Here is a 20,968-nt window from a genome sequence, read left to right on the forward strand (position 1 = left end):
GCGGCCGCGCTTTACCAAAGCTTGGTAATCGCGGCCGCTGTTACTGCCAGTAAGTCGATGGCGTCGATCTGTCGGACTCTGTCCGACGATCAGTACTTTTGTTCCGCCCTTGGGGCACACCCAGCGTCGCCGTTCGGGACCGGTGTGTCGCGCCGTGGTGATCCGGCCGTTACTAGCCAGTAACGAACCCCCTTGTGTCGGCGGCGAGAATGCACCACGATCGGCGACGCTCGGTCCATTCCCGTTCCCCGAAAGCCAGTCGGGTCGCGGGGCTTCCTGGGTCCCCACCGAGCAGAGCCGGCGGCAGTGGAGCCGGCTCTTGGGCAGGGGGGTCTTCGCCCACGCGGCGAAGCCTGTCCAGCAGGGTTGTGCGTGATGCGTGTCAGGCGCGACCAGTGGTTGTCGCTCGGGGGTGATCGCCGGTGATTCGGGCGCGTGTACGTGCCGCCGAGCGCGGGCGCTCTCCTTCCCGAGGACGTAGCACTTCTCCCATCCCTGCCAGGCCGAGCCGCCGATCCGGGGGCGGGCCGAGGCCAGGAGATGTACGTCCGAGAAGGAGGAAATATGGAGTCCCAGGTGCGTGGCGGGACCAGATGGAAGCGGTTCGCCTTGGTGATGGTGCCCAGCGTGGCCGCCACGGCGGCCGTGGGTATCGGACTGGCCCAGGGCGCCCTCGCGGCGTCGTTCAGCGTGTCCGGCCAGCAGTTCAAGGTGAAGGCCGAACGCCTCGAGGGCGAGGGCTTCGCCCAGTACGGCGGCATGGAGATGGTCTACGAGTCGATCGAGGGTGGCAAGAAGGTCCCTCGCCCGGTGGCGATCTCCTCGTTCGACACCGCCAAGATCACCAAGATGTGCCAGTCGGTGAAGACGGAGATTCCCCTCATAGGGAAGTCGGTCTACCTCCGTCTCGAGGCGGGTCCTGACGAGCGCCACAAGGTGGAGGCCACGAACCTCTACATCGATGTCGCTCAGTTGAAGGCCGACGCCACCTTCGAGGACATCGACATCGGTGTGGCGGCCGGGGACCTGACCCGCGGTCCGGACGTGAAGGACGACGTCAAGCAGGGCGCCTTCGCCCAGCAGGCGAGGAAGGCGGACCTCAGGGGCGTCGAGCAGACGGCGTGGGCGACCTCGGCCGGCACCTTCAAGCTCAGCGGCCTGAACATGCGCCTCGGCATGGACCCCAAGATGGAGTGTTTCTGACGGTCCCCGTCACCGAGGTGACCTCGGTCCGCTGAGCGGCCGAGGAGGGGCGGGGGGGCGCCTCCCCGCCCCCACACCCCCGGACTCAGCCCACCCCGGCTTCTCCATGCCTAGGCCGAGCCGAGCCGATACCTACGTTCGACGGACCAGGGAGCTGTTTTTTCATGAGTGCCGAGACTCCGGTCCAGAGCGCCGGGAACTTCACCCGGCTGCGTCTGCGATTCCGCGCCTGGCGGGGCAGCCGGCCGTTCTGGGCGGGTCTGCTGACCCTGCTGGGCGGGGTGCCCATCGCCTACTTCCCCTACGCCACGCTCAAGCTGGGCAACATGTCGATCGCCATGGCGACGACCGCCGGCGCGGGCTCGCTGATCATCGGCGTGCTGCTCATCACGCTGGGGCTGACGATGTGGTTCCAGTCGGCGACGCGCATCTTCGCGGGTGTCGCGGCGATCCTCCTCGCCCTGGTGTCCCTGGTGGTCTCCAACATCGGCGGCTTCCTGATCGGCTTCCTGCTGGCGATGATCGGCGGCGCGCTCGGCGTCTCCTGGGTGCCGGGCCGGGAGAAGCCCGAGGACACCGGGAAGCCGGACACCTCCGACGGGCCCGCGGGAGAAGGGGCCGCGGAGGATCTTCCGCGGGGCGCCGACGCCGCGCGGGGATTCCCGCACACGTCGTACGAGGCCGGCGACGGGGAGGCGGACGGTCCCCGGGCCGCGGAGCGCACCGGGGGGTACCGTGTCGGCTGACGAGGCCCGCGACCGTGTGAGAACAGGGCCGCGTCACGCGGCACCGAAGAAGCCGCTCTTCACGAGACTCCACATGCCGGGGGGCAAGGCCATAGCCCTGGCGGCGATGCCGACGGCGGTCCTCATGGGGATGGGGTTCACGCCGACACTCGCGCTCGCCGACGGCAACGACGGGGCACCGCCGGCCAACAGCCTCACGGCCGAGGAGTACAAGGCCTGCGTGGCCGCCCTGGAGGAGGCCGAGGAGAAGTCCTCCGAGTCTCCCGGTCCGTCGGCGTCCGAGGCGCCCGGGGAGGGCGAGGACGGCGCCCAGGAGCCGGACCCGTCCGCCTCCTCGGACGGCTCCGGCACCGCGGGCGGCGACGCCGACGACACGGACCAGGACGGGGGTTCGTCCTCTTCGCCGGATTCAGGTTCCGACGACGAGGCCGACCCCGCCCCCTCCGCCTCGAAGGAGGCGCAGAGCCGGGAGACGGCGTCCGGCGCCGGCGGCGAGTCGGCGGCCCCCTCGCCGTCGGAGAGCAAGGGCGGCGGCCTGCTCGACGGCCTCGGCGACGCCCTCGAGGGCATCCTCACCGGCGGCGGGAAGACCGGGGAGAGCCCCGCGCCGACCCCCTCGGCATCGGCGTCCGAGAGCGCCTCCGGCCCCCTGAAGGACACGACCGGGAAGGTCACCGACACGGTCGAGGACACCGTGGAGGACACGACCGGCGCGGCCGAGGACACCGAGGAGACGGTCGAGAAGGCGGCGGAGGCGACGAGGAAGGCCGTCGAGGAGGCGAAGGAGGAGAAGGAGGCGGGCGACGAGGCCACCGCCTCCCCCGACCCGTCCGAGAGCGCGTCCGCGGACCCCGAGGACTGCCCGATCGCCACGGACGCGGTGGGCGGCGTGGACAACGCCATCCTGCTGCCCGACCGACCCTGGCAGCTCAACGCCAGCTCACTGACGCTGAAGGGCGCCTCCTACAAGGGGATCGTCGAGGTGAGGACGGCCAACGGCACCACCAAGAAGGTGCTGAAGTACGTCATTTCCCACGGCACCGACATCGGCGACCTGCACCAGACGGTGAAGGACGAGCCGTCCGGCAAGACGTACCACGTACAGGCGGCCAAGGGCTCGACGTCCACGATCACCGACGGCGACACGGTGATGTACACCGAGAGCATCTCGGGCAACCTGCTCGGGCTGATCCCGATCACCTTCGACCCGGAGCACCCGCCGCCGCTGGACATCCCGTTGATCTACTTCACGAAGGTGACGGTGGTCCAGGCCGGACAGTTCGGCGGTACCCTGCACATCCCCGGGCTGCACCAGTACGTCACCGGCTGAGCCCGCCCACAGGCCCGTTCGGGAGCCGCGACACACGCCGAGGGCGCCCCCTGCGACAGGGGGCGCCCTCGGCGCCGTACGGCGGCCGTGTGTCCGGCCGCGGGGGGGGGCGTCAGCCGCGCCGCGTCTCGCCCAGGTGGTGCACACGGACCATGTTGGTGGTGCCGGGGACGCCGGGGGGCGAACCGGCGGTGATGACCACGACGTCGCCGTCGTTGAACCGGCCCAGGCGCATCGTCTCCTGGTCCACCAGGTCGACCATCTCGTCGGTCGAGTTCACGAACGGCACCACGTGCGGCTCCACACCCCAGCTGAGCGCCAGCTGGTTGCGGGTGGACTCGTCGGTGGTGAAGGCGAGGATCGGCTGGGCCGCGCGGTAGCGGGAGAGCCGACGGGCCGTGTCGCCGGACTGGGTGAAGGCCACCAGGCCCTTGCCGCCGAGGAAGTCGGCGATCTCGGCGGCGGCACGGGCCACCGAACCGCCCTGCGTACGCGGCTTCTTGCCCGGCACCAGCGGCTGCAGGCCCTTGGAGAGCAGCTCCTGCTCGGCGGCGGTGACGATCTTCGACATCGTCTTGACGGTCTCGATCGGGTACGCGCCCACCGACGACTCGGCCGACAGCATGACCGCGTCCGCGCCGTCCAGGATCGCGTTGGCCACGTCGGAGGCCTCGGCGCGGGTCGGGCGCGAGTTGGTGATCATCGACTCCATCATCTGGGTCGCCACGATCACCGGCTTGGCGTTGCGCCGGCACAGCTCGATCAGGCGCTTCTGCACCATGGGGACCTTCTCGAGCGGGTACTCGACGGCCAGGTCGCCACGGGCGACCATGACGGCGTCGAAGGCCGCGACGACGTCCTCCATGTTCTCGACCGCCTGCGGCTTCTCCACCTTGGCGATCACGGGGACGCGGCGGCCCTCCTCGTCCATCACGCGGTGCACGTCGGCGACGTCCTTGGCGTCCCGGACGAAGGAGAGGGCGACCAGGTCGCAGCCCATGCGCAGCGCGAAGCGGAGGTCCTCGACGTCCTTCTCGGACAGCGCGGGCACGTTGACCGCCGCGCCGGGCAGGTTGATGCCCTTGTGGTCGGAGATGACGCCGCCCTCGATGACGATCGTCCGCACCCGGGGGCCCTCGACCTCGGTGACCTTCAGCTCGACGTTGCCGTCGTTGATGAGCACCTGGTCGCCCTTGGTCACGTCGCCGGGCAGGCCCTTGTACGTCGTGCCGCAGATCGTCCTGTCGCCCGGCACGTCCTCGGTGGTGATGGTGAACTCGTCACCCCGCACCAGCTCGACGGGACCCTCGGCGAAGGTCTCCAGGCGGATCTTCGGGCCCTGCAGGTCGGCGAGGACACCGATGGCCCGGCCGGTCTCCTTGGCGGCGGCCCGGACCCGGTCGTAACGACCCTGGTGCTCGGCGTGGGTGCCGTGGCTGAAGTTGAAGCGGGCCACGTTCATGCCGGCTTCGATCAGCGCGACGAGCTGCTCGTGGGAGTCGACCGCGGGGCCGAGAGTACAGACGATTTTCGAACGGCGCATGGGGCGATCCTAACGGTTTGTTTCGCTGCGGAATATTCCGTCTGGCGGAAAATACAAAAGGGCGGGATGCCGCTCAGGTGAGATTCCCCGAATCATTTACGAGTGCGTAGGTCTGGGTCGCGATCTCCATTTCCTCGTCCGTCGGCACCACGGCCACCGCCACCCGGGCGTCCGCGGGCGAAATCAGCCGCGCCTCGTCGCCGCGTACGGCGTTCAGCTCGCCGTCGACCGCGAGGCCGAGCCCCTCCAGGCCCGCCACGGCAGCCTCCCGCACCGACGCCGAGTTCTCGCCGACCCCGGCCGTGAAGGCCACCGCGTCCACCCGCCCGAGGACGGCGAAATAGGCGCCGATGTACTTCTTCAGCCGGTGAATGTAGATGTCGAACGCCAGCCGTGCCCGCTCGTCGCCGGCGTCCACACGGCGGCGGATCTCCCGCATGTCGTTGTCGCCGCACAGTCCGATCAGACCGCTCCTCTTGTTGAGGAGAGTGTCGATCTCGTCGGCGGACATTCCACCAACACGCATCAAATGGAAGATGACGGCCGGGTCCATGTCTCCCGAGCGCGTACCCATCACGAGCCCCTCCAAAGGCGTCAGCCCCATGGAGGTGTCCACGCACCGCCCGCCCCGCACCGCCGAGGCCGACGCCCCGTTGCCCAGGTGCAGCACGATGACGTTCACGTCCTCGGGCGCCTTGCCCAGCAGCTTCGCGGTCTCGCGGGAGACGTACGCGTGCGAGGTGCCGTGGAACCCGTAGCGCCGGACGCGGTGCGCGTCGGCGGTCTCGACGTCGATGGCGTAGCGGGCGGCGGACTCCGGCATCGTCGAGTGGAAGGCGGTGTCGAAGACGGCGACCTGCGGCAGGTCCGGGCGCAGCGCCTGCGCGGTGCGGATGCCGGTGAGGTTGGCGGGGTTGTGCAGCGGCGCGACCGGGATGAGCCGCTCGATCTCGGCGAGCACGGCGTCGTCGACGACGGTCGGCTCGGTGAAGCGCTTCCCGCCGTGCACCACCCGGTGCCCGATCGCGGCCAGCTCGGGCGAGTCCAGGCCGAGGCCGTCCTTGGCCAGCTCGGCCGCCACCGCCTTGAGCGCGGCGTCGTGGTCGGGGACGGACCCGCTCCACTCACGCGTCGCACCACCCGTCGGCGTGTGCTTGAGCCGTGAGCTCTCCTCGCCGATCCGCTCGACCAGGCCCACCGCGAGCCGGTGGTGGTCGCGCATGTCGAGCAGCTGGTACTTCACCGACGAGGAACCGGAGTTGAGGACGAGGACGCGGGTCGGGCTCACTGGTCGGACGCCTTCTCACTGGGGGACTGCTGGGCCTGGATCGCCGTGATGGCGACGGTGTTGACGATGTCCTGGACGAGGGCGCCCCGGGACAGGTCGTTGACCGGCTTGCGCAGCCCCTGGAGGACCGGGCCCACGGCGATGGCGCCGGCCGAGCGCTGCACGGCCTTGTACGTGTTGTTGCCGGTGTTCAGGTCGGGGAAGATCAGCACGCTGGCCTGGCCGGCGACCGCGGAGCCGGGCAGCTTGGTCGCCGCGACCGACGGCTCCACGGCGGCGTCGTACTGGATCGGTCCCTCGACGCGCAGGTCGGGCCGGTGGGAGCGGACGATCTCCGTAGCCTCGCGCACCTTCTCGACGTCGGCGCCCGACCCGGACGTGCCCGTCGAGTACGACAGCATCGCGATCCGCGGATCCACCCCGAACTGCGCCGCCGTGGACGCCGACTGGGTCGCGATGTCGGCGAGCTGCTCGGCGTTCGGGTCCGGGTTGACCGCGCAGTCGCCGTAGACCAGGACCTTGTCGGCCAGGCACATGAAGAAGACGGAGGAGACGATCGAGGCGTCCGGCTTGGTCTTGATGATCTCGAAGGCCGGCCGGATCGTCGCCGCCGTCGAGTGCACGGACCCCGACACCATGCCGTCGGCCAGCCCCTCCTGCACCATCAGCGTGCCGAAGTAGTTGACGTCGGAGACGACGTCGTAGGCCAGCTCCACGGTCACGCCCTTGTGGGCGCGCAGGGCGGCGTACTTCTCGGCGAAGGAGTCGCGCAGCTCGGACACCGCCGGGTCGATCAGCTGGGCGGCGCCCAGATCGATGCCCAGGTCGGCGGCCTTCTTGCGGATCTGCTCCACCGGGCCGAGCAGCGTCAGCTCGCACACGCCCCGGCGCAGCAGCACCTCCGCCGCGTGCAGCACCCGCTCCTCGGTGCCCTCCGGGAGCACGACCCGGCGCAGGTCGGAGCGGGCCTGCTCCAGCAGCTTGTGCTCGAACATCATCGGCGTGACCCGGTCGCTGCTCGGTGCCGAGACCCGCTTGTTGAGGTCGGCGGTGTCGACGTACCGCTCGAAGAGGCCGAGAGCCGTCTCCGCCTTGCGCGGGGTGGCCGCGTTCAGCTTGCCCTCCAGGGAGAACAGCTGCTCGGCGGTGGGGAAGCTGTTGCCGGTCACCGAGAGCACCGGCGTGCCCGGGGCGAGGCGGGCGGCGAGGGTGAGGATGCCGTCGCCGGGCACCTCGTTCAGGGTCAGCAGGACGCCGGCTATCGGCGGGGTGCCGGCGCTGTGCGCGGCCAGCGTGCCGATCACCAGGTCGGCGCGGTCACCGGGGGTGATCACCAGGCAGCCCGGGGTCAGGGCGCCCAGCAGGTTGGGCAGCATGGCCCCGCCGAAGACGAAGTCCAGCGCGTCGCGGGCCAGCCCCGAGTCGTCGCCGAGGACCACCTTGGCGCCGAGGGAGTGCGCGATCTGGGAGACGGTCGGCGCCGACAGGGCGGGCTCGTCGGGGACGACCCAGCACGGCACCGGCAGCCGGTTCGCGAGCCGCTCGGCGATCTGGTCCCGGTCCTCGCGGGCGACCCGGTTGGTCACCATGGCCAGGACGTCGCAGCCCAGCCCGTCGTAGGCGCGGAAGGCGTTGACGGTCTCGGCGAGCACCGACTCGGCGGTCTGCTTCCGCCCGCCCACCACCGGGATCACCGAGGCGCCGAACTCGTTGGCCAGCCGCGCGTTCAGCGACAGCTCGTCCGGGAGCTGGGTGTCGGCGAAGTCGGTGCCGAGGACGAGGACCACGTCGTAGTCGCGTGCGACCAGGTGGAAGCGGTCGACCAGCGCGGACAGCAGCTCGTCCGTGCCCTGTTCGGCCTGGAGCGCGGAGGCCTCGCGGTAGTCCATGCCGTAGACGGTCGCCGGGTCCTGCGTGAGCCGGTAGCGGGCGCGCAGCAGCTCGAAGAGCCGGTCGGGCCCGTCGTGGACCAGGGGACGGAAGACGCCGACCCGGTCGACCTGCCGGGTCAGGAGCTCCATGACCCCCAGCTCGACGACCTGGCGGCCGTCGCCGCGGTCGATGCCGGTCACGTACACGCTGCGCGTCACGCGTGTTCTCCGTTTCGTAGGGCGTTCGTGTGGCCGTTCGTGTGGTCGTCGTGCGGTCATGCGTGTGGCCGCCGTACGGCCGTTCGTCTGGCGGCGGCTGTCCCGTGCACAGGAATCACCCACCGGGGTGAGCGAAACCCTCTTGACAATACCTCTCCCTATAGATAAGGCGCCCGTCAGTGAGTCGTACTCGAAGGTCACTGAGGTACCGACCGGACGGAAGCGGCATCCCGTTGGGGGACGTGAAAGAATCGGACCTGGCTCACCGGTGTCAACAGCGAGCAGGAGACACAGCACGATGCGTATCGGAGTTCTCACCGCAGGCGGCGACTGCCCCGGCCTGAACGCAGTGATCCGGTCGGTCGTGCACCGAGCGGTCGACAACTACGACGACGAGGTCATCGGCTTCGAGGACGGCTACGCGGGCCTCCTGGACGGCCGTTACCGCTCCCTCGACCTGAACGCGGTCAGCGGCATCCTGGCCCGCGGCGGCACCATCCTCGGCTCCTCCCGTCTGGAGCGCGACCGGCTCCGCGAGGCCTGCGAGAACGCCTCGGACATGATCCAGAACTTCGGCATCGACGCGCTGATCCCGATCGGCGGCGAGGGCACCCTGACCGCCGCCCGGATGCTGTCGGACGCGGGCCTCCCGGTGGTCGGCGTGCCGAAGACGATCGACAACGACATCTCCTCCACGGACCGCACCTTCGGCTTCGACACCGCCGTCGGCGTGGCGACCGAGGCGATGGACCGGCTGAAGACCACCGCCGAGTCCCACCAGCGGGTCATGGTCGTCGAGGTGATGGGCCGGCACGCCGGCTGGATCGCCCTGGAGTCCGGCATGGCCGCCGGCGCCCACGGCATCTGCCTGCCCGAGCGCCCCTTCGACCCCGCCGACCTGGTCAAGATGGTCGAGGAGCGCTTCGCCCGCGGCAAGAAGTTCGCCGTGGTCTGCGTCGCCGAGGGCGCCCACCCCGCGGACGGCACCATGGACTACGGCAAGGGCGCGATCGACAAGTTCGGCCACGAGCGCTTCCAGGGCATCGGCACGGCCCTCGCGTACGAGCTGGAGCGCAGGCTCGGCAAGGAGGCCAAGCCGGTCATCCTCGGCCACGTCCAGCGCGGCGGCGTGCCGACCGCGTACGACCGGGTGCTCGCCACCCGCTTCGGCTGGCACGCGGTGGAGGCCGCGCACCGGGGTGAGTTCGGCCGGATGACCGCGCTGCGCGGCACGGACGTCGTGATGGTCCCGCTCGCGGAGGCCGTCACCGAGCTGAAGACGGTGCCGAAGGACCGCATGGACGAGGCGGAGTCGGTCTTCTAGACCGCTTCCGGACAACACCCACAACACCCACAACACCCACAACGCCTGCAACACCCGCAACACCTACGGGTGTCTCTCGACCGCCGCCCAGAAGTGCTCCACGATCCGGTCGAGGAAGTCGCGGCCCGCCGCGCCGGAGTCGCCGCTGCCGCCGCCCCAGCCGAGGGTGGCGGCCATGCGCCCCTGGTAGTCCTGGTGCAGCACCTGGAGGACGTTCTCCAGGACTCGCCGGTCCAGCGGGGCCACCTTGGCGATCGGGCGCGCGTACCCCTGCCAGCGCGTGGTCACGGCGCTCGACAGCAGCTCGGCGAGCTTCCCGTCGCGTCCCGTGACGGTCACGAAGTCGGGCAGGGTCAGGCCGAGCACGTCGGCGAGCGCGGCCGACTGGCGGTCGGTGCCGCGCCAGCCGTCCGTCTCCTCCATCCGCAGGTAGGCCTGGAGCGCGACCCCGACGGCCCGCGCCACGTCCTCCGGCGCCAGACCGCGGGCGACGCGGTGCTCGCGCAGGGTCTGCGGCCGGCCGATCAGCTCACCGGGCGAGCACCACAGCACCCCCGCGAGCGCGGTCAGCTCATGGCTCCCGGGGGAGGTCGTCCCCCGCTCCCAGGCGCGGACGAGGTCGGCGGTGACATACGGCAGCCCGTACGACACCCGCATGCCGTGGGCGACGTGCTCGGGCCCCATGGTGAGGGCGGCGCGGAGCCGGCGGGCGGCCAGGGCGTTGAACGGGGGACCCGACTGGTTCGGGTGGGATGAGGGTCGGCGCACGCGCCACACCGTAGGGGGCGGGGGCGGTGCTGACTACGGGCTGTTCGGCCTGCGATACGGATTGTAGGAACGTACGGGCGGATGCGGACACCCGTGGGGTCGTTCACCCCTTGACCGCCCCGCCCAGCGCGAACCCCCCGCCCAGCCGCCGGGAGATCAGCACGTACAGCAGGACGACCGGCGTCGAGTAGACGATCGAGAACGCCGCGAGCTGCCCGTAGGCCACCATGCCCCGGTTGCCGAAGAAGTCGTTGATGCTCACCGAGGCGGGCATCTGGTCCGGGGTGAGCAGCAGCATGAAGGGGACGAAGAAGTTCCCCCACATCATCACGAACGAGAACACCGTCACCACCGCCACCCCCGGCCCCATCAGCGGCAGCACGATCCGCAGCAGCGACTGGAACGACGACGCCCCGTCCGTCCACGCCGCCTCCTCCAGCTCCTTGGGCACGCCGTCCATGAAGTTCTTCATCAGCCAGATGGCGAAGGGGAGCTGGGAGGCGGCGAAGAAGAAGATCGTCCCCTGCATGGTGTCGATCAGGTTCACCCGCACGAAGAGGGCGTAGACCGGCACCATGACCGCGGTGATCGGCAGGCTGGTCGCGAACAGGACGGTCAGCAGGAACGGCCGGTTCAGCCGCGACCGGAAGCGGGAGAGCGGATACGCGGCGAGCGCCGCGCAGACCACCGTCAGCAGGGTCGCGCCGCCGCACAGGACCAGGCTGTTGAGCAAGGGCCTGAAGGTGATGTCCTGGGTGAGGATCGCGTCGAAGTGGTCCAGCGTCAGACCGTCGGGCGCCTTCACCCTGAGGCTCGCGTGCGGGTCCAGGGCGGACAGCACCACCCAGGCAAGCGGCAGCACGAAGGCGGCGGCGACCACGAGCAGACCGGCGTCGGCGGCCAGCCGGCGCTTCGTACGACGCCCGGCGGGCGGGCGTGTCGCAGGGGCCTCAGGGGCCGTAGGGACCGTAGGGGCCATGGGGGTCAGACCTCCGTCCGCAGCAGGCGCAGGTACACGACCGAGAACAGCGAGCCGATCAGCAACAGCAGCAGCGCCACCGCCGTGCCGTAGCCGATCAGGCTGTTCTGGAAGGCCTGTTCGTACATGAACAGCGGCAGCGTCTGGCTCTTGCCGCTCGGCCCGCCGCGCGTCATCACCCAGATCAGGCCGAAGACCGACAGGGTCTGCAGGGTGTTGAGCATGAGGTTGGTGCCGATGGAGCGCCGGATCATCGGCAGGGTGATGTGCCACATCCGGCGCCAGCCGCTCGCGCCGTCCACTGCGGCGGCCTCGGTGATCTCCTTGGGGATCTCGTTCAGGGCGGCGGAGTAGACGAGCATCGAGAACGCCGTGCCCCGCCAGACGTTGGCGAAGGACACCGCCAGGATCGGCAGGGTGAACAGCCAGTTCTGGGAGGGCAGGTGGAGCCAGTCGAGGAGGGCGTTGAGGGTGCCCTCACGGCGGAAGAAGGCGTAGAGCAGGAAGCCCGCCACCACTTCCGGCAGCACCCACGCCGTGACGACGATGCCGCCGGTGAGCGTACGGACCGGCTTCGAGGCCCGCTGCATCAGCGAGGCCAGCGCCAGACCCAGGGTGTTCTGCCCGATCAGCGACGACAGCACTGTGAACACCAGGGTCAGCCACACGGCGTTGAGGAACGCCTCGTCCTGGAACGCCCGCCGGAAGTTCTCGAATCCGACGAAGGACTCCTCGGCCTGCCCGGTGAGCTGGAGGTCCGTGAAGGCGATGACGACGCAGTAGGCGATCGGACCGGCGAGGAAGAGCAGCAGCAGGACGACGGCGGGGGAGACGGGCAGGGCGCGCAGCAGGGAGCGGCGGGCGGTGACGGTCCGCGCGCGGCGGGCCGGGGACGGGGTTGGGGGGACCGGCGGGACTTTCCGGAACTCCGGTCCCGCGTGCGGCGGGGTGGCCGCGGTCACTTCCTGACCACCTGGTTGTCGGTGGCCTCCTTCAGCGCCTCGTCGTAGCCGCGCGCCGCCTCCTCGACCGACTTGTCACCGGTCGTCACGCCCTCCATGGCCTCCTGGATGGCGACGGAGACCTTGGGATACGCGGGGTAGGCGGGCCGGTAGTGGGTGTCGGCGACGAGGTCGGTGAAGAACTCGATGCCGGGCTGGGCGTCGACGTACGCGGGATCCTCCGCCACGTCCTCGCGGACCGCGATGCCGGAGTTGGCGACGTACCACTTCTGGGCGTTGGCCTTGGTCTGCATCGTCTTGATGAACTCGAAGGCCAGGTCGGGGTTGGCCGCCTTGGCCGGGATCGCCCAGGTCCAGCCGCCGGACATGCTCACCCGGCCCGGCGCCTGCCCGTTCTGCGTGGGCATGGCCGCCAGCCCCAGCTCCTGCGACCACTCGGGCCACTCGTGCCCGCTGCCCTCCAGCCAGTCCTGCGGCAGCCAGGAGCCGTCCAGGGCGATACCGAGCTTGCCCTGCGGAAGCAGCTCACCGCGCACCTTCGTACCGAAGTTGGGGTCGAGCGCGTCGGAGACCTCCGGGCCGAGCTTCTCCTTGTAGACGGTCTCGACGAAGCGCAGGGAGTCCTCGAAGCCCTGCCCCGCCGCGATCCACTTCCTGCTGCCCTTGTCGTAGAGCGGGTCCGTGGTTCCGTCGCCCGTGCCGTACAGCAGCATCTCGAAGCCCTGCATGGTGGCGGCCTCGCCGGCGGGCTTGCCGGTGTAGACGTTGAGGGGGACGACTCCGGGCACCTTCTCCTTGATCGTGCGGGCCGCGTCCAGCACGTCGTCCCACGTCTTCGGCTGCCAGTCGGCGGGCAGGCCGGCCTTGGCGAAGACGTCCTTGCCGAACCACAGTCCCCGGGTGTCGGTGCCGTCCGGGACGCCGTACGTCCTGCCGTCCTCGCCCTTCGCCGCCGCCTTGGCGGTGCCGATGAACCGGTCCCAGTCCCCCCACTTCGCCAGGTAGTCGTCGAGGGATTTCAAGTACCCGCTGGTGATGTCGGAGTTGATGAGGAAGGTGTCCTCGTAGACCAGGTCCGGCGCGGTCTTGGGGGAGCGGAGCATCTGCTGGAGCTTGGTGTAGTACTCAGAGTCCGGCGCCTTGATCGGCACCAGCTCGACCTTCTTGCCCGGGTTGGCCTTCTCGAACTGCTCCTTGATGTCGCCGAGGTAGGTGTCCATCACCTTGATGGAGTTGTCCGTCGACTGTTTGAAGGAGACCTTCACCGTGTCCGGATCGCTGCCGGAGCCGCTGCCGCACGCGGCGAGGGTGGTGGAGGCGAGCGCGGTGAGGGTGAACAGAGCGGTGAACCGGACGGTGGGGCGCACGGGCACGACCTCCTACGGGCACGACGCTGTGGCCGGGACGGCTGCTCGGTGAACGTAAGAGGGGTGGTCTGGTCAGGTCAATGCGTGTGCGGCGGATTGAGCCCTGGGGGTGATGTCGCCACTTCGGCTGCAGGAGGTGGCCGGCTTTGCCGGGCATGTCCGGAGGGGCCCCGTCACCGACGGCGGGGCCCCACGCAAGGTCTGCCGGCGAGCGCTCGGGCACTCGGCTCAGATGCTGTTGGCGATGCGCTCGTGATCCCGTTCGCCCTCACGGGTCTGGATGCCGGCGGCGAGCAGCTTGTGGGCGAGTTCGGTGACCTCGTCGCCGAACGCCGCGAACAGGCCCTCGTTCTCCACGGCATACGCCGCACGAGGGACCGGAGGCGCGACCGCGTCGACCGCGGCCTTGGTGATGGTGATCACCTCCGGTCGCAGGCCGGCGATCCGCCGGGCCAGAGTGTCGACGAACGCGTCGAGTTCCCCGGCGGGCAGCGCGCGGTTGATCAGGCCGTATCGTTCCGCGAGCTCCGCGCCCACGAGTTCGGCGCCGAGGATGAGCTCGAGCGCGCGGGCCCGGCCCGTCAGGCGCGTCATGTTCACCGTGCCGCCGCCTCCGGGGAGGATCCCCATCAAGGACTCCGGCTGAGCCTGCCCCGACTTGCCGATCGCCGCGAAGCGCATGTCCAGGTACATGAAGAACTCGTTGCCCGCGCCGCGGGCGAGACCCGAGAGCTTGCCGATGGTGACCTGCGGCAGTGAGCGGACCTCCTCGCTCATCGCCTGGAGGATGTTCAGACCGTCGGGAATGGTCGCGTTCGGTGCGGCCGCGATCGCGGCGCGGGTGGCCGCGGGCAGTGCGTCGGGGTCGGTGAGGTAGGCCATGTCACCGTGCGCGATGAAGAACTCGGGGTCGGCGCTCTCGAAGACGATGGCGCGGACGTCGGCGTCGTCGCGCACCCGCGCGATGAACGCCCGGAGGGACGGCAGCAGGACCGCGTCCATCAGATTGAGCGGCGGGTGATCGATCGTCACCGTCGCGACCCCGTCCGAGACGTCGATCGTCAGGGCGGAGAGGTCGTCATAGCTCATGGGGTTGCTCCAACTCGAATGAAGGTGTGCGATACCCAGCGTCGCGACTGACACTGAGTATCAGGTTAGGAACCCGTGCCCATTTAAGCAAACGAGTGTGTCGGAGTACGCTTGGCTCCATGAGCGCAGCACCCGTCGGTACCCGTGAGATCGGCCGTCACGCGGTGCGGGCGGAGCTGGCCCGCGTGGCTTTCAACCGGTTCTGTCTCACCGGCTTCGACCAGGTCACCTTCGCCGACCTCGCCGAGGCCGCCGGAGTGTCGCGGAGCACCTTCCTGCGCTACTTCGGGACCAAGGAGGACGTGGTCCTGTTCGTCTTCGACCCGGTCGGTGACGTCATCGCCGACGCGCTCGAAGCGGACCGGGCCAACGAGGACGACTGGGGCAGGTTGCGCGACGCTCTCGAGTCGGCCGTCACGTTCCTCGTCCGCGACGTCCAGGAACTCGTGACGATCCTCGGCCTCATCGACCAGACCCCGGCGCTGTGCGCACGGCTCCGGGAGAAGCAGACTGAATGGCGACCGGAGATCGTCGCCCGGCTGCGGGAGACGGCCTCCTCGGCCGACGGATCACCGGTCATTGCCGACGTGCGCGTCGCGGCGGCGCTCGAATGCCTGTGGATCGTCCTCGGGCAGTGGAGCGCGAGCGGCGGCCAAGAGGATCTCGGCGAACTGCTGGACGCCGCTTTCGCCGCCTTCTCCACCCCGGCGCGCGGGCAGACGGACGCTGTGTCGTCGTAGGAACCGGGGCTTCGCCACACGGCTTCGCCAGTTCCGAGGGAAGTGGGCAGGCCCGGCGGCCCGTCCCGCAAGCGGGATTCGTCCCACACCGCCCGCGGGGGCGAACGCACCGGCGTCGCACGGTCGTCGTCCAGGTCGCGGGGTGGGTGCCTGGCCTTCACCGCCGGCCGACGGTTCACCGATCGAGTGCGGGCGTCGCGCCGTTCATGACGCCCGCTCCCCGGTCTCCCGTCACTGGAGAGTCAAGCCGCGAGCGCCAGGTGATGCCCGGAGCGCCGGCCCCCGCCACGCTGCTGAGCGCCCGGCGTCAACGACCCCGGGCCCACCGGTACACCAACTCCGGCCGCCCCACCTGACCGTAGAGCGGGCTCCGTCCCGCCCGGCCCGCGTCCACCAGGTGCTCCAGATAGCGCCGGGCCGTGATCCGTGAGATGCCGACGGCCTCGGCCACCCCGGCCGCCGTGAGGCCCTCCTCCGCGCCCCGCAGCGCGCCCGTCACCCGCTCCAGCGTGGGCGCGCTCAGCCCCTTCGGCAGGGCGGCCGGACCGGGAGCGCGCAGCGTGGCCAGCGCCCGGTCCACCTCGTCCTGGCCGCTCGCCTCCCCGGCCGCACCCCGGAACTCCGCGTACCGCACCAGGCGGTCGCGCAGGGTCGCGAAGGTGAACGGCTTCAGCACGTACTGGACGACTCCCAGCGACACGCCCTCCCGGACGACCGCCAGGTCCCGGGCCGACGTCACCGCTATCACGTCGGTGTGATGCCCCGTCGCCCGCAGCGAACGGGCCAACTGCAGTCCGTGCACGTCCGGCAGGTGCAGGTCGAGCAGGAGCAGGTCCACCGGCGTACGGTCCAGTACGCGCCGCGCCTCCGCCCCGGTGTGCGCCTTGCCGACCGCCGTGAACCCCGGTACCCGGCCGACGTACATCACGTGCGCGTCGGCGGCGACGGGGTCGTCCTCGACGACCAGGACGCGGATGGGCTGCTCCTGGGTCATACCGCGCCCCCGGAGGCCTGTCCGTCCGCCGGAGTGTTCGACGGTGACGGGGCGTCCCCGCCGACGCCCAGCGGCAGCCGCGCCTCGAACCGGGCGCCGCCGCCCTCGGCCTCCGCCACGGTCAGGGTGCCGCCGTGCCGTTGCACCGCCTGCCGCACCAGCGCCAGCCCGAGGCCCCGCCCGCCCTCGCCGGCCGGCTTCGTCGAGAAACCCCGCTGGAAGAGCAGGTCGGCATGGTCCGGGTCGACGCCCGCGCCGGTGTCCGACACCCGCAGCACCAGCTCGGACCCGCCGCGCCGGGCCGGTACTCCGGAGCCTGCGCCGCCCGCGGGCACCTCGGGGCCGGTGCCGGCGACCGCCCCGGTGTCGCCGCCCCCGGCGACCGCTCGGGTGCCGCCGCCCCCGGCGACCGCTCGGGTGCCGCCGCCCCCGGCGACCGCTCGGGTGCTGCCGCCCCCGGCGACCGCTCGGGTGCTGCCGCCCCCGGCGACCGCTCGGGTGCCGCCGCCTCCGGCGACCGCTCGGGTGCTGCTGCCCTCGGTGACCGCTCGGGTGCTGCTGCCCTCGGTGACCGCTCGGGTGCTGCTGCCCTCGGTGACGGCTCGGGTGCTGCTGCCTTCGGTGACGGCTCGGGTGTTGCCGCCCCCGGCGACCGCTCGGGTGCTGCTGCCCCCGGTGACGGCTCGGGTGCTGCTGCCCTCGGCGACCGCTCCGGACCCGCCGCCCCCGGCCGCGTCCGTGTACGCCGCCACCGTCACCCGCGACGGCACCCGGCCCTGGGCCGCGTCCACCGCGTTGTCCACCAGGTTGCCCAGGATCGTCACCAGGTCCCGCGCGGGCAGGGACGGCGGCAGCAGGCCGTCGTCCAGTCGGCTGTCCTGCGACACCACCAGCTCCACTCCCCGCTCGTTGGCCTGCGCCGTCTTGCCCAGCAGCAGCGCGGCCAGCACCGGCTCGCCCACCGCCGCCACCACCTGGTCGGTGAGCGCCTGCGCCAGCTCCAGTTCGGCCGTCGCGAACTCCACGGCCTCCTCCGAGCGCCCCAGCTCGATCAGCGAGACGACCGTGTGCAGCCGGTTGGCCGCCTCGTGCGCCTGCGAGCGCAGCGCCTGGGTGAAGCCGCGCTCCGAGTTCAGCTCGCCCATCAGCGACTGGAGCTCGGTCACGTCGCGCAGGGTCACCACCGTGCCCCGGTGCTCCCCGCCGGAGACCGGTGAGGTGTTGACCACCAGCACCCGCTCCGCCGTCAGATGCACCTCGTCCACCCGCGGCCCGGACGCCAGCAGGGCCCCCGTGAGCTGCGCCGGCAGCCCCAGGTCCGCGACCGAGGTGCCCACCACGTCACCGGTCACGCCGAGCAGCTCCCGTCCGCCGTCGTTGATCAACGCGACACGGTACTGCCCGTCCAGCATCAGCAGCCCCTCCCGCACCGCGTGCAGCGCCGCCTGATGGTAGTCGTGCATCCGGCTCAGCTCGTCCGCGTTCATGCCGTGTGTGTGCCGCCGCAGCCGGGCGTTGATCACGTACGTGCCGACCGCGCCGAGCAGCAGCGCCCCGGCCGCCACCGCCATCAGCGCCGTCAGCTGCTCCTGCGCCCGCTTGCTGATCTCCTCGACCTTGATCCCGGCGCTGACCAGGCCGACGACCCGGTCGCCGTCCTGGACGGGCGTGACCGCCCGCACCGACGGGCCGAGCGTGCCGGTGTAGGTCTCCGTGAAGGTCTCCCCCCGCTGCGCGCGCTCGATGTGGCCGCGGAAGGGGAGGCCGATCTGCTCCGGGTCGGGGTGGGTCCAGCGGATGCCCTCCGGATCCATGATCGTCACGAAGTCGACGTCGGTGTCCCGCATGACCCGCACCGCGTACGGCTGGAGCCGCGCCGTCGGATCGGGGGTGCGGATCGCGTCCACCACGGACGGCGAGTCGGCGATCGCCAGGGCCACCGACCTGGCCTGCCGCCCGGCCGCCGCCTGGGCCTGCCCCCGGTCGCTGATGTAGGTGAACAGCGCGTATCCGGCCACGACGACCGCTATCAGCACGGCCTGCATGGCGAAGAGCTGGCCGGCCAGGCTACGGGGTCTCGGGACGCTGAGGCGCATGCGGCCAGTCTCCCTCTTGGCCGATTATGAACTAAATGAACGCAAGGGTGACCGCGCTCACAGCGCGGGAGATAGTCAGCGCATCCCCGAAACAAACCCCCGGACGTGAGCCGCACGCCGGTGATGCCGACGACGTCGTCAAGGAGGGCCGCCGTGACCAGCAACGCCGCTACGGCACCTGCCGCACCCAAAGCCAAGCGGGACCGCACGCACTATCTCTACATCGCGGTGATCGTCGCGGTCGCCCTCGGTATCGCCGTCGGTCTGGCCGCGCCCGACTTCGCGGTCGAACTGAAGCCGATCGGCACCGGCTTCGTGAACCTGATCAAGATGATGATCTCGCCGATCATCTTCTGCACGATCGTGCTGGGCATCGGTTCGGTGCGCAAGGCCGCCAAGGTCGGCGCGGTGGGCGGCATCGCGCTCGCCTACTTCATGGTGATGTCGCTGGTGGCCCTCGCCATCGGCCTGCTCGTCGGCAACATCCTCGACCCCGGCACGGGCCTGGCGGTCACGGACGCCGTCAAGGAGACCGGCCACGCGCAGGTCGACGCCGAGGCCAAGGACACCACCGAGTTCCTGCTCGGCATCATCCCGACCACGATCGTCTCCGCGTTCACCGAGGGCGAGGTCCTCCAGACCCTGTTGATCGCCCTGCTCTGCGGCTTCGCCCTGCAGGCCATGGGCAGCACCGGCCAGCCGGTGCTGCGCGGCATCGAGCACATCCAGCGCCTGGTCTTCCGCGTCCTCTCCATGATCATGTGGGCCGCCCCGGTCGGTGCCTTCGGTGCCATGGCCGCGGTCACCGGCTCGGCCGGCCTCGACGCGCTCAAGAGCCTGGCCGTGCTGATGCTCGGCTTCTACGTCACCTGCGTCCTGTTCGTCGTCGTGGTGCTGGGCGCCCTGCTGCGCATCGTCTCCGGCGTCAACGTCTTCTCGCTCTTCAAGTACCTGGGCCGCGAGTTCCTGCTGATCCTGTCCACGTCCTCGTCCGAGTCCGCGCTGCCGCGGCTCATCGCGAAGATGGAGCACCTGGGCGTCAGCAAGCCGGTGGTCGGCATCACCGTCCCGACCGGCTACTCCTTCAACCTCGACGGCACCATGATCTACATGACCATGGCCTCGCTGTTCATCGCCGACGCCATGGGTACGCCGATGTCGATCGGCGAGCAGATCCCGCTGCTGCTCTTCCTGTTCGTCGCCTCCAAGGGTGCCGCCGGTGTCACGGGCGCGGGCCTCGCGACCCTGGCCGGCGGCCTGCAGTCGCACAAGCCCGCGCTGGTGGACGGCATCGGCCTGATCGTCGGCATCGACCGCTTCATGAGCGAGGCCCGTGCCCTGACCAACTTCGCGGGCAACGCCATCGCCACGGTGCTGGTCGGCACCTGGACGAAGGAGATCGACCGGTCCCGCGTGGACGAGGTGCTCGCCGGCCGGGCGCCGTTCGACGAGAAGACGCTCCTGGACGACGGGCACGGCGGCCACGGCGACTCCTCCGCGGAGCTGCCCGAGCAGGGCGGCGAGAAGGAACTGGCCAAGGCCTGACGCGCGCGCCCGCGCGCAGACTCCGGGCGGCTGAGGTGCTCCCCCCGTCGCTCAGCCGCCCGGTCCCCCCGCAAGAAGCCCCGCGCATCCCGGCGCGGGGCTTCTTGCGTTGACGTCCGCGTCAAGGCTTACGTTCGTCCGCATGCGAATCGGCGAGCTGGCCGCACGGGCCGGGACCACGACGCGGACGCTGCGGTACTACGAGTCGCGGGGGCTGCTGCCCGCGCGGCGCACCGGCAACGGATACCGGACGTACGACGAGGACGACCTGAAGCTGCTGCGGCAGATCAGGACGCTCCAGGACTTCGGGTTCGACCTGGAGGAGACCCGGCCGTTCGTGGAGTGCCTGCGCGCCGGGCACCCCGAGGGCGACTCGTGCCCGGCCTCCCTCGGGGTCTACCGGCGCAAGCTGGCGGAGCTGGACACGCTGATCGAGCAGCTCACGACGGTGCGGGCGCAGGTCGCGGCGCAGCTGACGCGGGCCGAGGCGGCGGTTCCGGGGGGTCCGGAGCCCAAGTGCGAACTGGGAGGACACGTATGACGCACAGCGGGGTGGCCGAGGTGACGGACGCGGATTTCGCGGCGGAGGTGATCGGGGCGGAGCTGCCGGTGCTGGTGGAGTTCACCGCGGACTGGTGTCCACCGTGCCGGCAGATGGCTCCGGTACTCAGCGCCCTCGCTGAGGAGGAAGGGGACCGGCTGCGGGTGGTGCAGCTGAACGTCGACCGGAACCCGACGACCACGAACGCGTACAAGGTGCTGTCCATGCCGACGTTCATGGTGTTCCGCGACGGTGAGCCGGTGAAGTCAATGGTGGGCTCCCGGCCCAAGCGGCGGCTGCTGGAGGAGCTGTCCGACGTGATCTGACCGGCGCCTGGCACGAGAAATCCCCCGAGCAATTGCG

The 20,968-nt window shown here is 70.7% G+C and carries 18 protein-coding genes; 8 read left to right on the forward strand and 10 right to left on the reverse strand.

Annotated features, from left to right (window positions below):
• Nucleotides 1-564 precede the first annotated feature (564 nt).
• From RM812_RS26440 to RM812_RS26450, 3 genes are all read left to right on the forward strand, one after another.
• Nucleotides 565-1,203, forward strand: coding sequence for a DUF6230 family protein (locus tag RM812_RS26440; RefSeq protein WP_311576909.1), 639 nt, complete (start codon nucleotides 565-567; stop codon nucleotides 1,201-1,203).
• 164 nt (nucleotides 1,204-1,367) lie between these two features.
• Entirely contained in the window at nucleotides 1,368-1,949 is a 582-nt protein-coding gene (locus tag RM812_RS26445) for a DUF6114 domain-containing protein (RefSeq protein WP_311576913.1), read from the forward strand.
• 73 nt (nucleotides 1,950-2,022) lie between these two features.
• A complete protein-coding gene (locus tag RM812_RS26450) occupies nucleotides 2,023-3,279 on the forward strand; it encodes a hypothetical protein (protein ID WP_311576916.1) in 1,257 nt (418 codons plus the stop codon).
• Nucleotides 3,280-3,391: 112 nt separating this feature from the next.
• Here the strand turns inward: RM812_RS26450 and pyk are convergent, their stop codons facing one another.
• The 3 genes from pyk to pta form a co-directional block, all read right to left on the reverse strand.
• A complete protein-coding gene (gene pyk / locus RM812_RS26455; protein ID WP_311576918.1) occupies nucleotides 3,392-4,822 on the reverse strand; it encodes a pyruvate kinase in 1,431 nt (476 codons plus the stop codon).
• A 73-nt stretch (nucleotides 4,823-4,895) separates the two neighbouring features.
• The gene (locus tag RM812_RS26460) at nucleotides 4,896-6,110 is read right to left on the reverse strand and encodes an acetate kinase (RefSeq protein ID WP_311576921.1); all 1,215 of its coding nucleotides are present in this window, start codon (nucleotides 6,108-6,110) and stop codon (nucleotides 4,896-4,898) included.
• On the reverse strand, nucleotides 6,107-8,200 hold the full coding sequence (gene pta / locus RM812_RS26465; protein WP_311576924.1) for a phosphate acetyltransferase: 2,094 nt from the start codon (nucleotides 8,198-8,200) through the stop codon (nucleotides 6,107-6,109). Before pta ends, RM812_RS26460 begins: the two co-directional genes overlap by 4 nt.
• 298 nt (nucleotides 8,201-8,498) lie before the next feature.
• Between pta and RM812_RS26470 the strand changes: the two genes are divergently transcribed.
• Nucleotides 8,499-9,524: an ATP-dependent 6-phosphofructokinase gene (locus tag RM812_RS26470; RefSeq protein ID WP_311576927.1), complete on the forward strand. Its 1,026-nt coding sequence runs from the start codon at nucleotides 8,499-8,501 to the stop codon at nucleotides 9,522-9,524.
• Between the two features lie 63 nt (nucleotides 9,525-9,587).
• On the opposite strand, the gene RM812_RS26475 is transcribed toward RM812_RS26470, so the two are convergent.
• The 5 genes from RM812_RS26475 to RM812_RS26495 all read right to left on the reverse strand — a co-directional run bounded on the left by RM812_RS26475 (nucleotide 9,588) and on the right by RM812_RS26495 (nucleotide 14,689).
• A complete protein-coding gene (locus tag RM812_RS26475; RefSeq protein ID WP_311576929.1) occupies nucleotides 9,588-10,301 on the reverse strand; it encodes a helix-turn-helix domain-containing protein in 714 nt (237 codons plus the stop codon).
• A 94-nt stretch (nucleotides 10,302-10,395) separates the two neighbouring features.
• Entirely contained in the window at nucleotides 10,396-11,271 is an 876-nt protein-coding gene (locus RM812_RS26480; protein WP_311576932.1) for a carbohydrate ABC transporter permease, read from the reverse strand.
• Between the two features lie 5 nt (nucleotides 11,272-11,276).
• Nucleotides 11,277-12,233: a carbohydrate ABC transporter permease gene (locus tag RM812_RS26485; protein WP_311576936.1), complete on the reverse strand. Its 957-nt coding sequence runs from the start codon at nucleotides 12,231-12,233 to the stop codon at nucleotides 11,277-11,279.
• Nucleotides 12,230-13,600 (reverse strand): extracellular solute-binding protein, encoded by a 1,371-nt coding sequence (locus tag RM812_RS26490; RefSeq protein ID WP_311576939.1) that lies wholly within the window; start codon nucleotides 13,598-13,600, stop codon nucleotides 12,230-12,232. Before RM812_RS26490 ends, RM812_RS26485 begins: the two co-directional genes overlap by 4 nt.
• Nucleotides 13,601-13,828: 228 nt before the next feature.
• On the reverse strand, nucleotides 13,829-14,689 hold the full coding sequence (locus RM812_RS26495) for an enoyl-CoA hydratase/isomerase family protein (RefSeq protein ID WP_311576942.1): 861 nt from the start codon (nucleotides 14,687-14,689) through the stop codon (nucleotides 13,829-13,831).
• Nucleotides 14,690-14,808: 119 nt separating this feature from the next.
• Between RM812_RS26495 and RM812_RS26500 the strand changes: the two genes are divergently transcribed.
• Nucleotides 14,809-15,429, forward strand: a complete 621-nt coding sequence (locus RM812_RS26500) for a TetR family transcriptional regulator (protein ID WP_311576945.1) — start codon at nucleotides 14,809-14,811, stop codon at nucleotides 15,427-15,429.
• A 307-nt stretch (nucleotides 15,430-15,736) separates the two neighbouring features.
• Here RM812_RS26500 and RM812_RS26505 read toward each other — a convergent pair whose 3' ends face one another.
• Both RM812_RS26505 and RM812_RS26510 read right to left on the reverse strand, forming a co-directional pair.
• Nucleotides 15,737-16,423 (reverse strand): response regulator, encoded by a 687-nt coding sequence (locus RM812_RS26505; protein ID WP_311576948.1) that lies wholly within the window; start codon nucleotides 16,421-16,423, stop codon nucleotides 15,737-15,739.
• On the reverse strand, nucleotides 16,420-18,519 hold the full coding sequence (locus RM812_RS26510) for an ATP-binding protein (RefSeq protein ID WP_311576951.1): 2,100 nt from the start codon (nucleotides 18,517-18,519) through the stop codon (nucleotides 16,420-16,422). The genes RM812_RS26505 and RM812_RS26510 overlap by 4 nt, the downstream gene beginning before the upstream one ends.
• 153 nt (nucleotides 18,520-18,672) lie before the next feature.
• On the opposite strand from RM812_RS26510, the gene RM812_RS26515 reads away from it, so the two are divergent.
• The 3 genes from RM812_RS26515 to RM812_RS26525 all read left to right on the forward strand — a co-directional run bounded on the left by RM812_RS26515 (nucleotide 18,673) and on the right by RM812_RS26525 (nucleotide 20,931).
• Nucleotides 18,673-20,064: a cation:dicarboxylate symporter family transporter gene (locus RM812_RS26515; protein WP_311576955.1), complete on the forward strand. Its 1,392-nt coding sequence runs from the start codon at nucleotides 18,673-18,675 to the stop codon at nucleotides 20,062-20,064.
• A gap of 142 nt (nucleotides 20,065-20,206) precedes the next feature.
• Nucleotides 20,207-20,605, forward strand: coding sequence for a MerR family transcriptional regulator (locus tag RM812_RS26520; RefSeq protein ID WP_311576958.1), 399 nt, complete (start codon nucleotides 20,207-20,209; stop codon nucleotides 20,603-20,605).
• Between the two features lie 11 nt (nucleotides 20,606-20,616).
• The gene (locus tag RM812_RS26525; RefSeq protein WP_311576973.1) at nucleotides 20,617-20,931 is read left to right on the forward strand and encodes a thioredoxin family protein; all 315 of its coding nucleotides are present in this window, start codon (nucleotides 20,617-20,619) and stop codon (nucleotides 20,929-20,931) included.
• Nucleotides 20,932-20,968 lie beyond the last annotated feature (37 nt).

This window comes from Streptomyces lancefieldiae (assembly GCF_031845825.1).
GTDB lineage: Bacteria > Actinomycetota > Actinomycetes > Streptomycetales > Streptomycetaceae > Streptomyces > Streptomyces lancefieldiae.

What these genes read in the sequence shown, in the direction of transcription:
- RM812_RS26440 (WP_311576909.1), top strand. Translation starts at nt 565, where the DNA reads ATGGAGTCCCAGGTGCGTGGCGGGACCAGATGGAAGCGGTTCGCCTTG.
- RM812_RS26445 (WP_311576913.1), top strand. Translation starts at nt 1,368, where the DNA reads ATGAGTGCCGAGACTCCGGTCCAGAGCGCCGGGAACTTCACCCGGCTG.
- RM812_RS26450 (WP_311576916.1), top strand. Translation starts at nt 2,023, where the DNA reads ATGCCGGGGGGCAAGGCCATAGCCCTGGCGGCGATGCCGACGGCGGTC.
- pyk (WP_311576918.1), bottom strand. Translation starts at nt 4,822, where the DNA reads ATGCGCCGTTCGAAAATCGTCTGTACTCTCGGCCCCGCGGTCGACTCC.
- RM812_RS26470 (WP_311576927.1), top strand. Translation starts at nt 8,499, where the DNA reads ATGCGTATCGGAGTTCTCACCGCAGGCGGCGACTGCCCCGGCCTGAAC.
- RM812_RS26480 (WP_311576932.1), bottom strand. Translation starts at nt 11,271, where the DNA reads ATGGCCCCTACGGTCCCTACGGCCCCTGAGGCCCCTGCGACACGCCCG.
- RM812_RS26495 (WP_311576942.1), bottom strand. Translation starts at nt 14,689, where the DNA reads ATGAGCTATGACGACCTCTCCGCCCTGACGATCGACGTCTCGGACGGG.
- RM812_RS26500 (WP_311576945.1), top strand. Translation starts at nt 14,809, where the DNA reads ATGAGCGCAGCACCCGTCGGTACCCGTGAGATCGGCCGTCACGCGGTG.
- RM812_RS26505 (WP_311576948.1), bottom strand. Translation starts at nt 16,423, where the DNA reads ATGACCCAGGAGCAGCCCATCCGCGTCCTGGTCGTCGAGGACGACCCC.
- RM812_RS26510 (WP_311576951.1), bottom strand. Translation starts at nt 18,519, where the DNA reads ATGCGCCTCAGCGTCCCGAGACCCCGTAGCCTGGCCGGCCAGCTCTTC.
- RM812_RS26520 (WP_311576958.1), top strand. Translation starts at nt 20,207, where the DNA reads ATGCGAATCGGCGAGCTGGCCGCACGGGCCGGGACCACGACGCGGACG.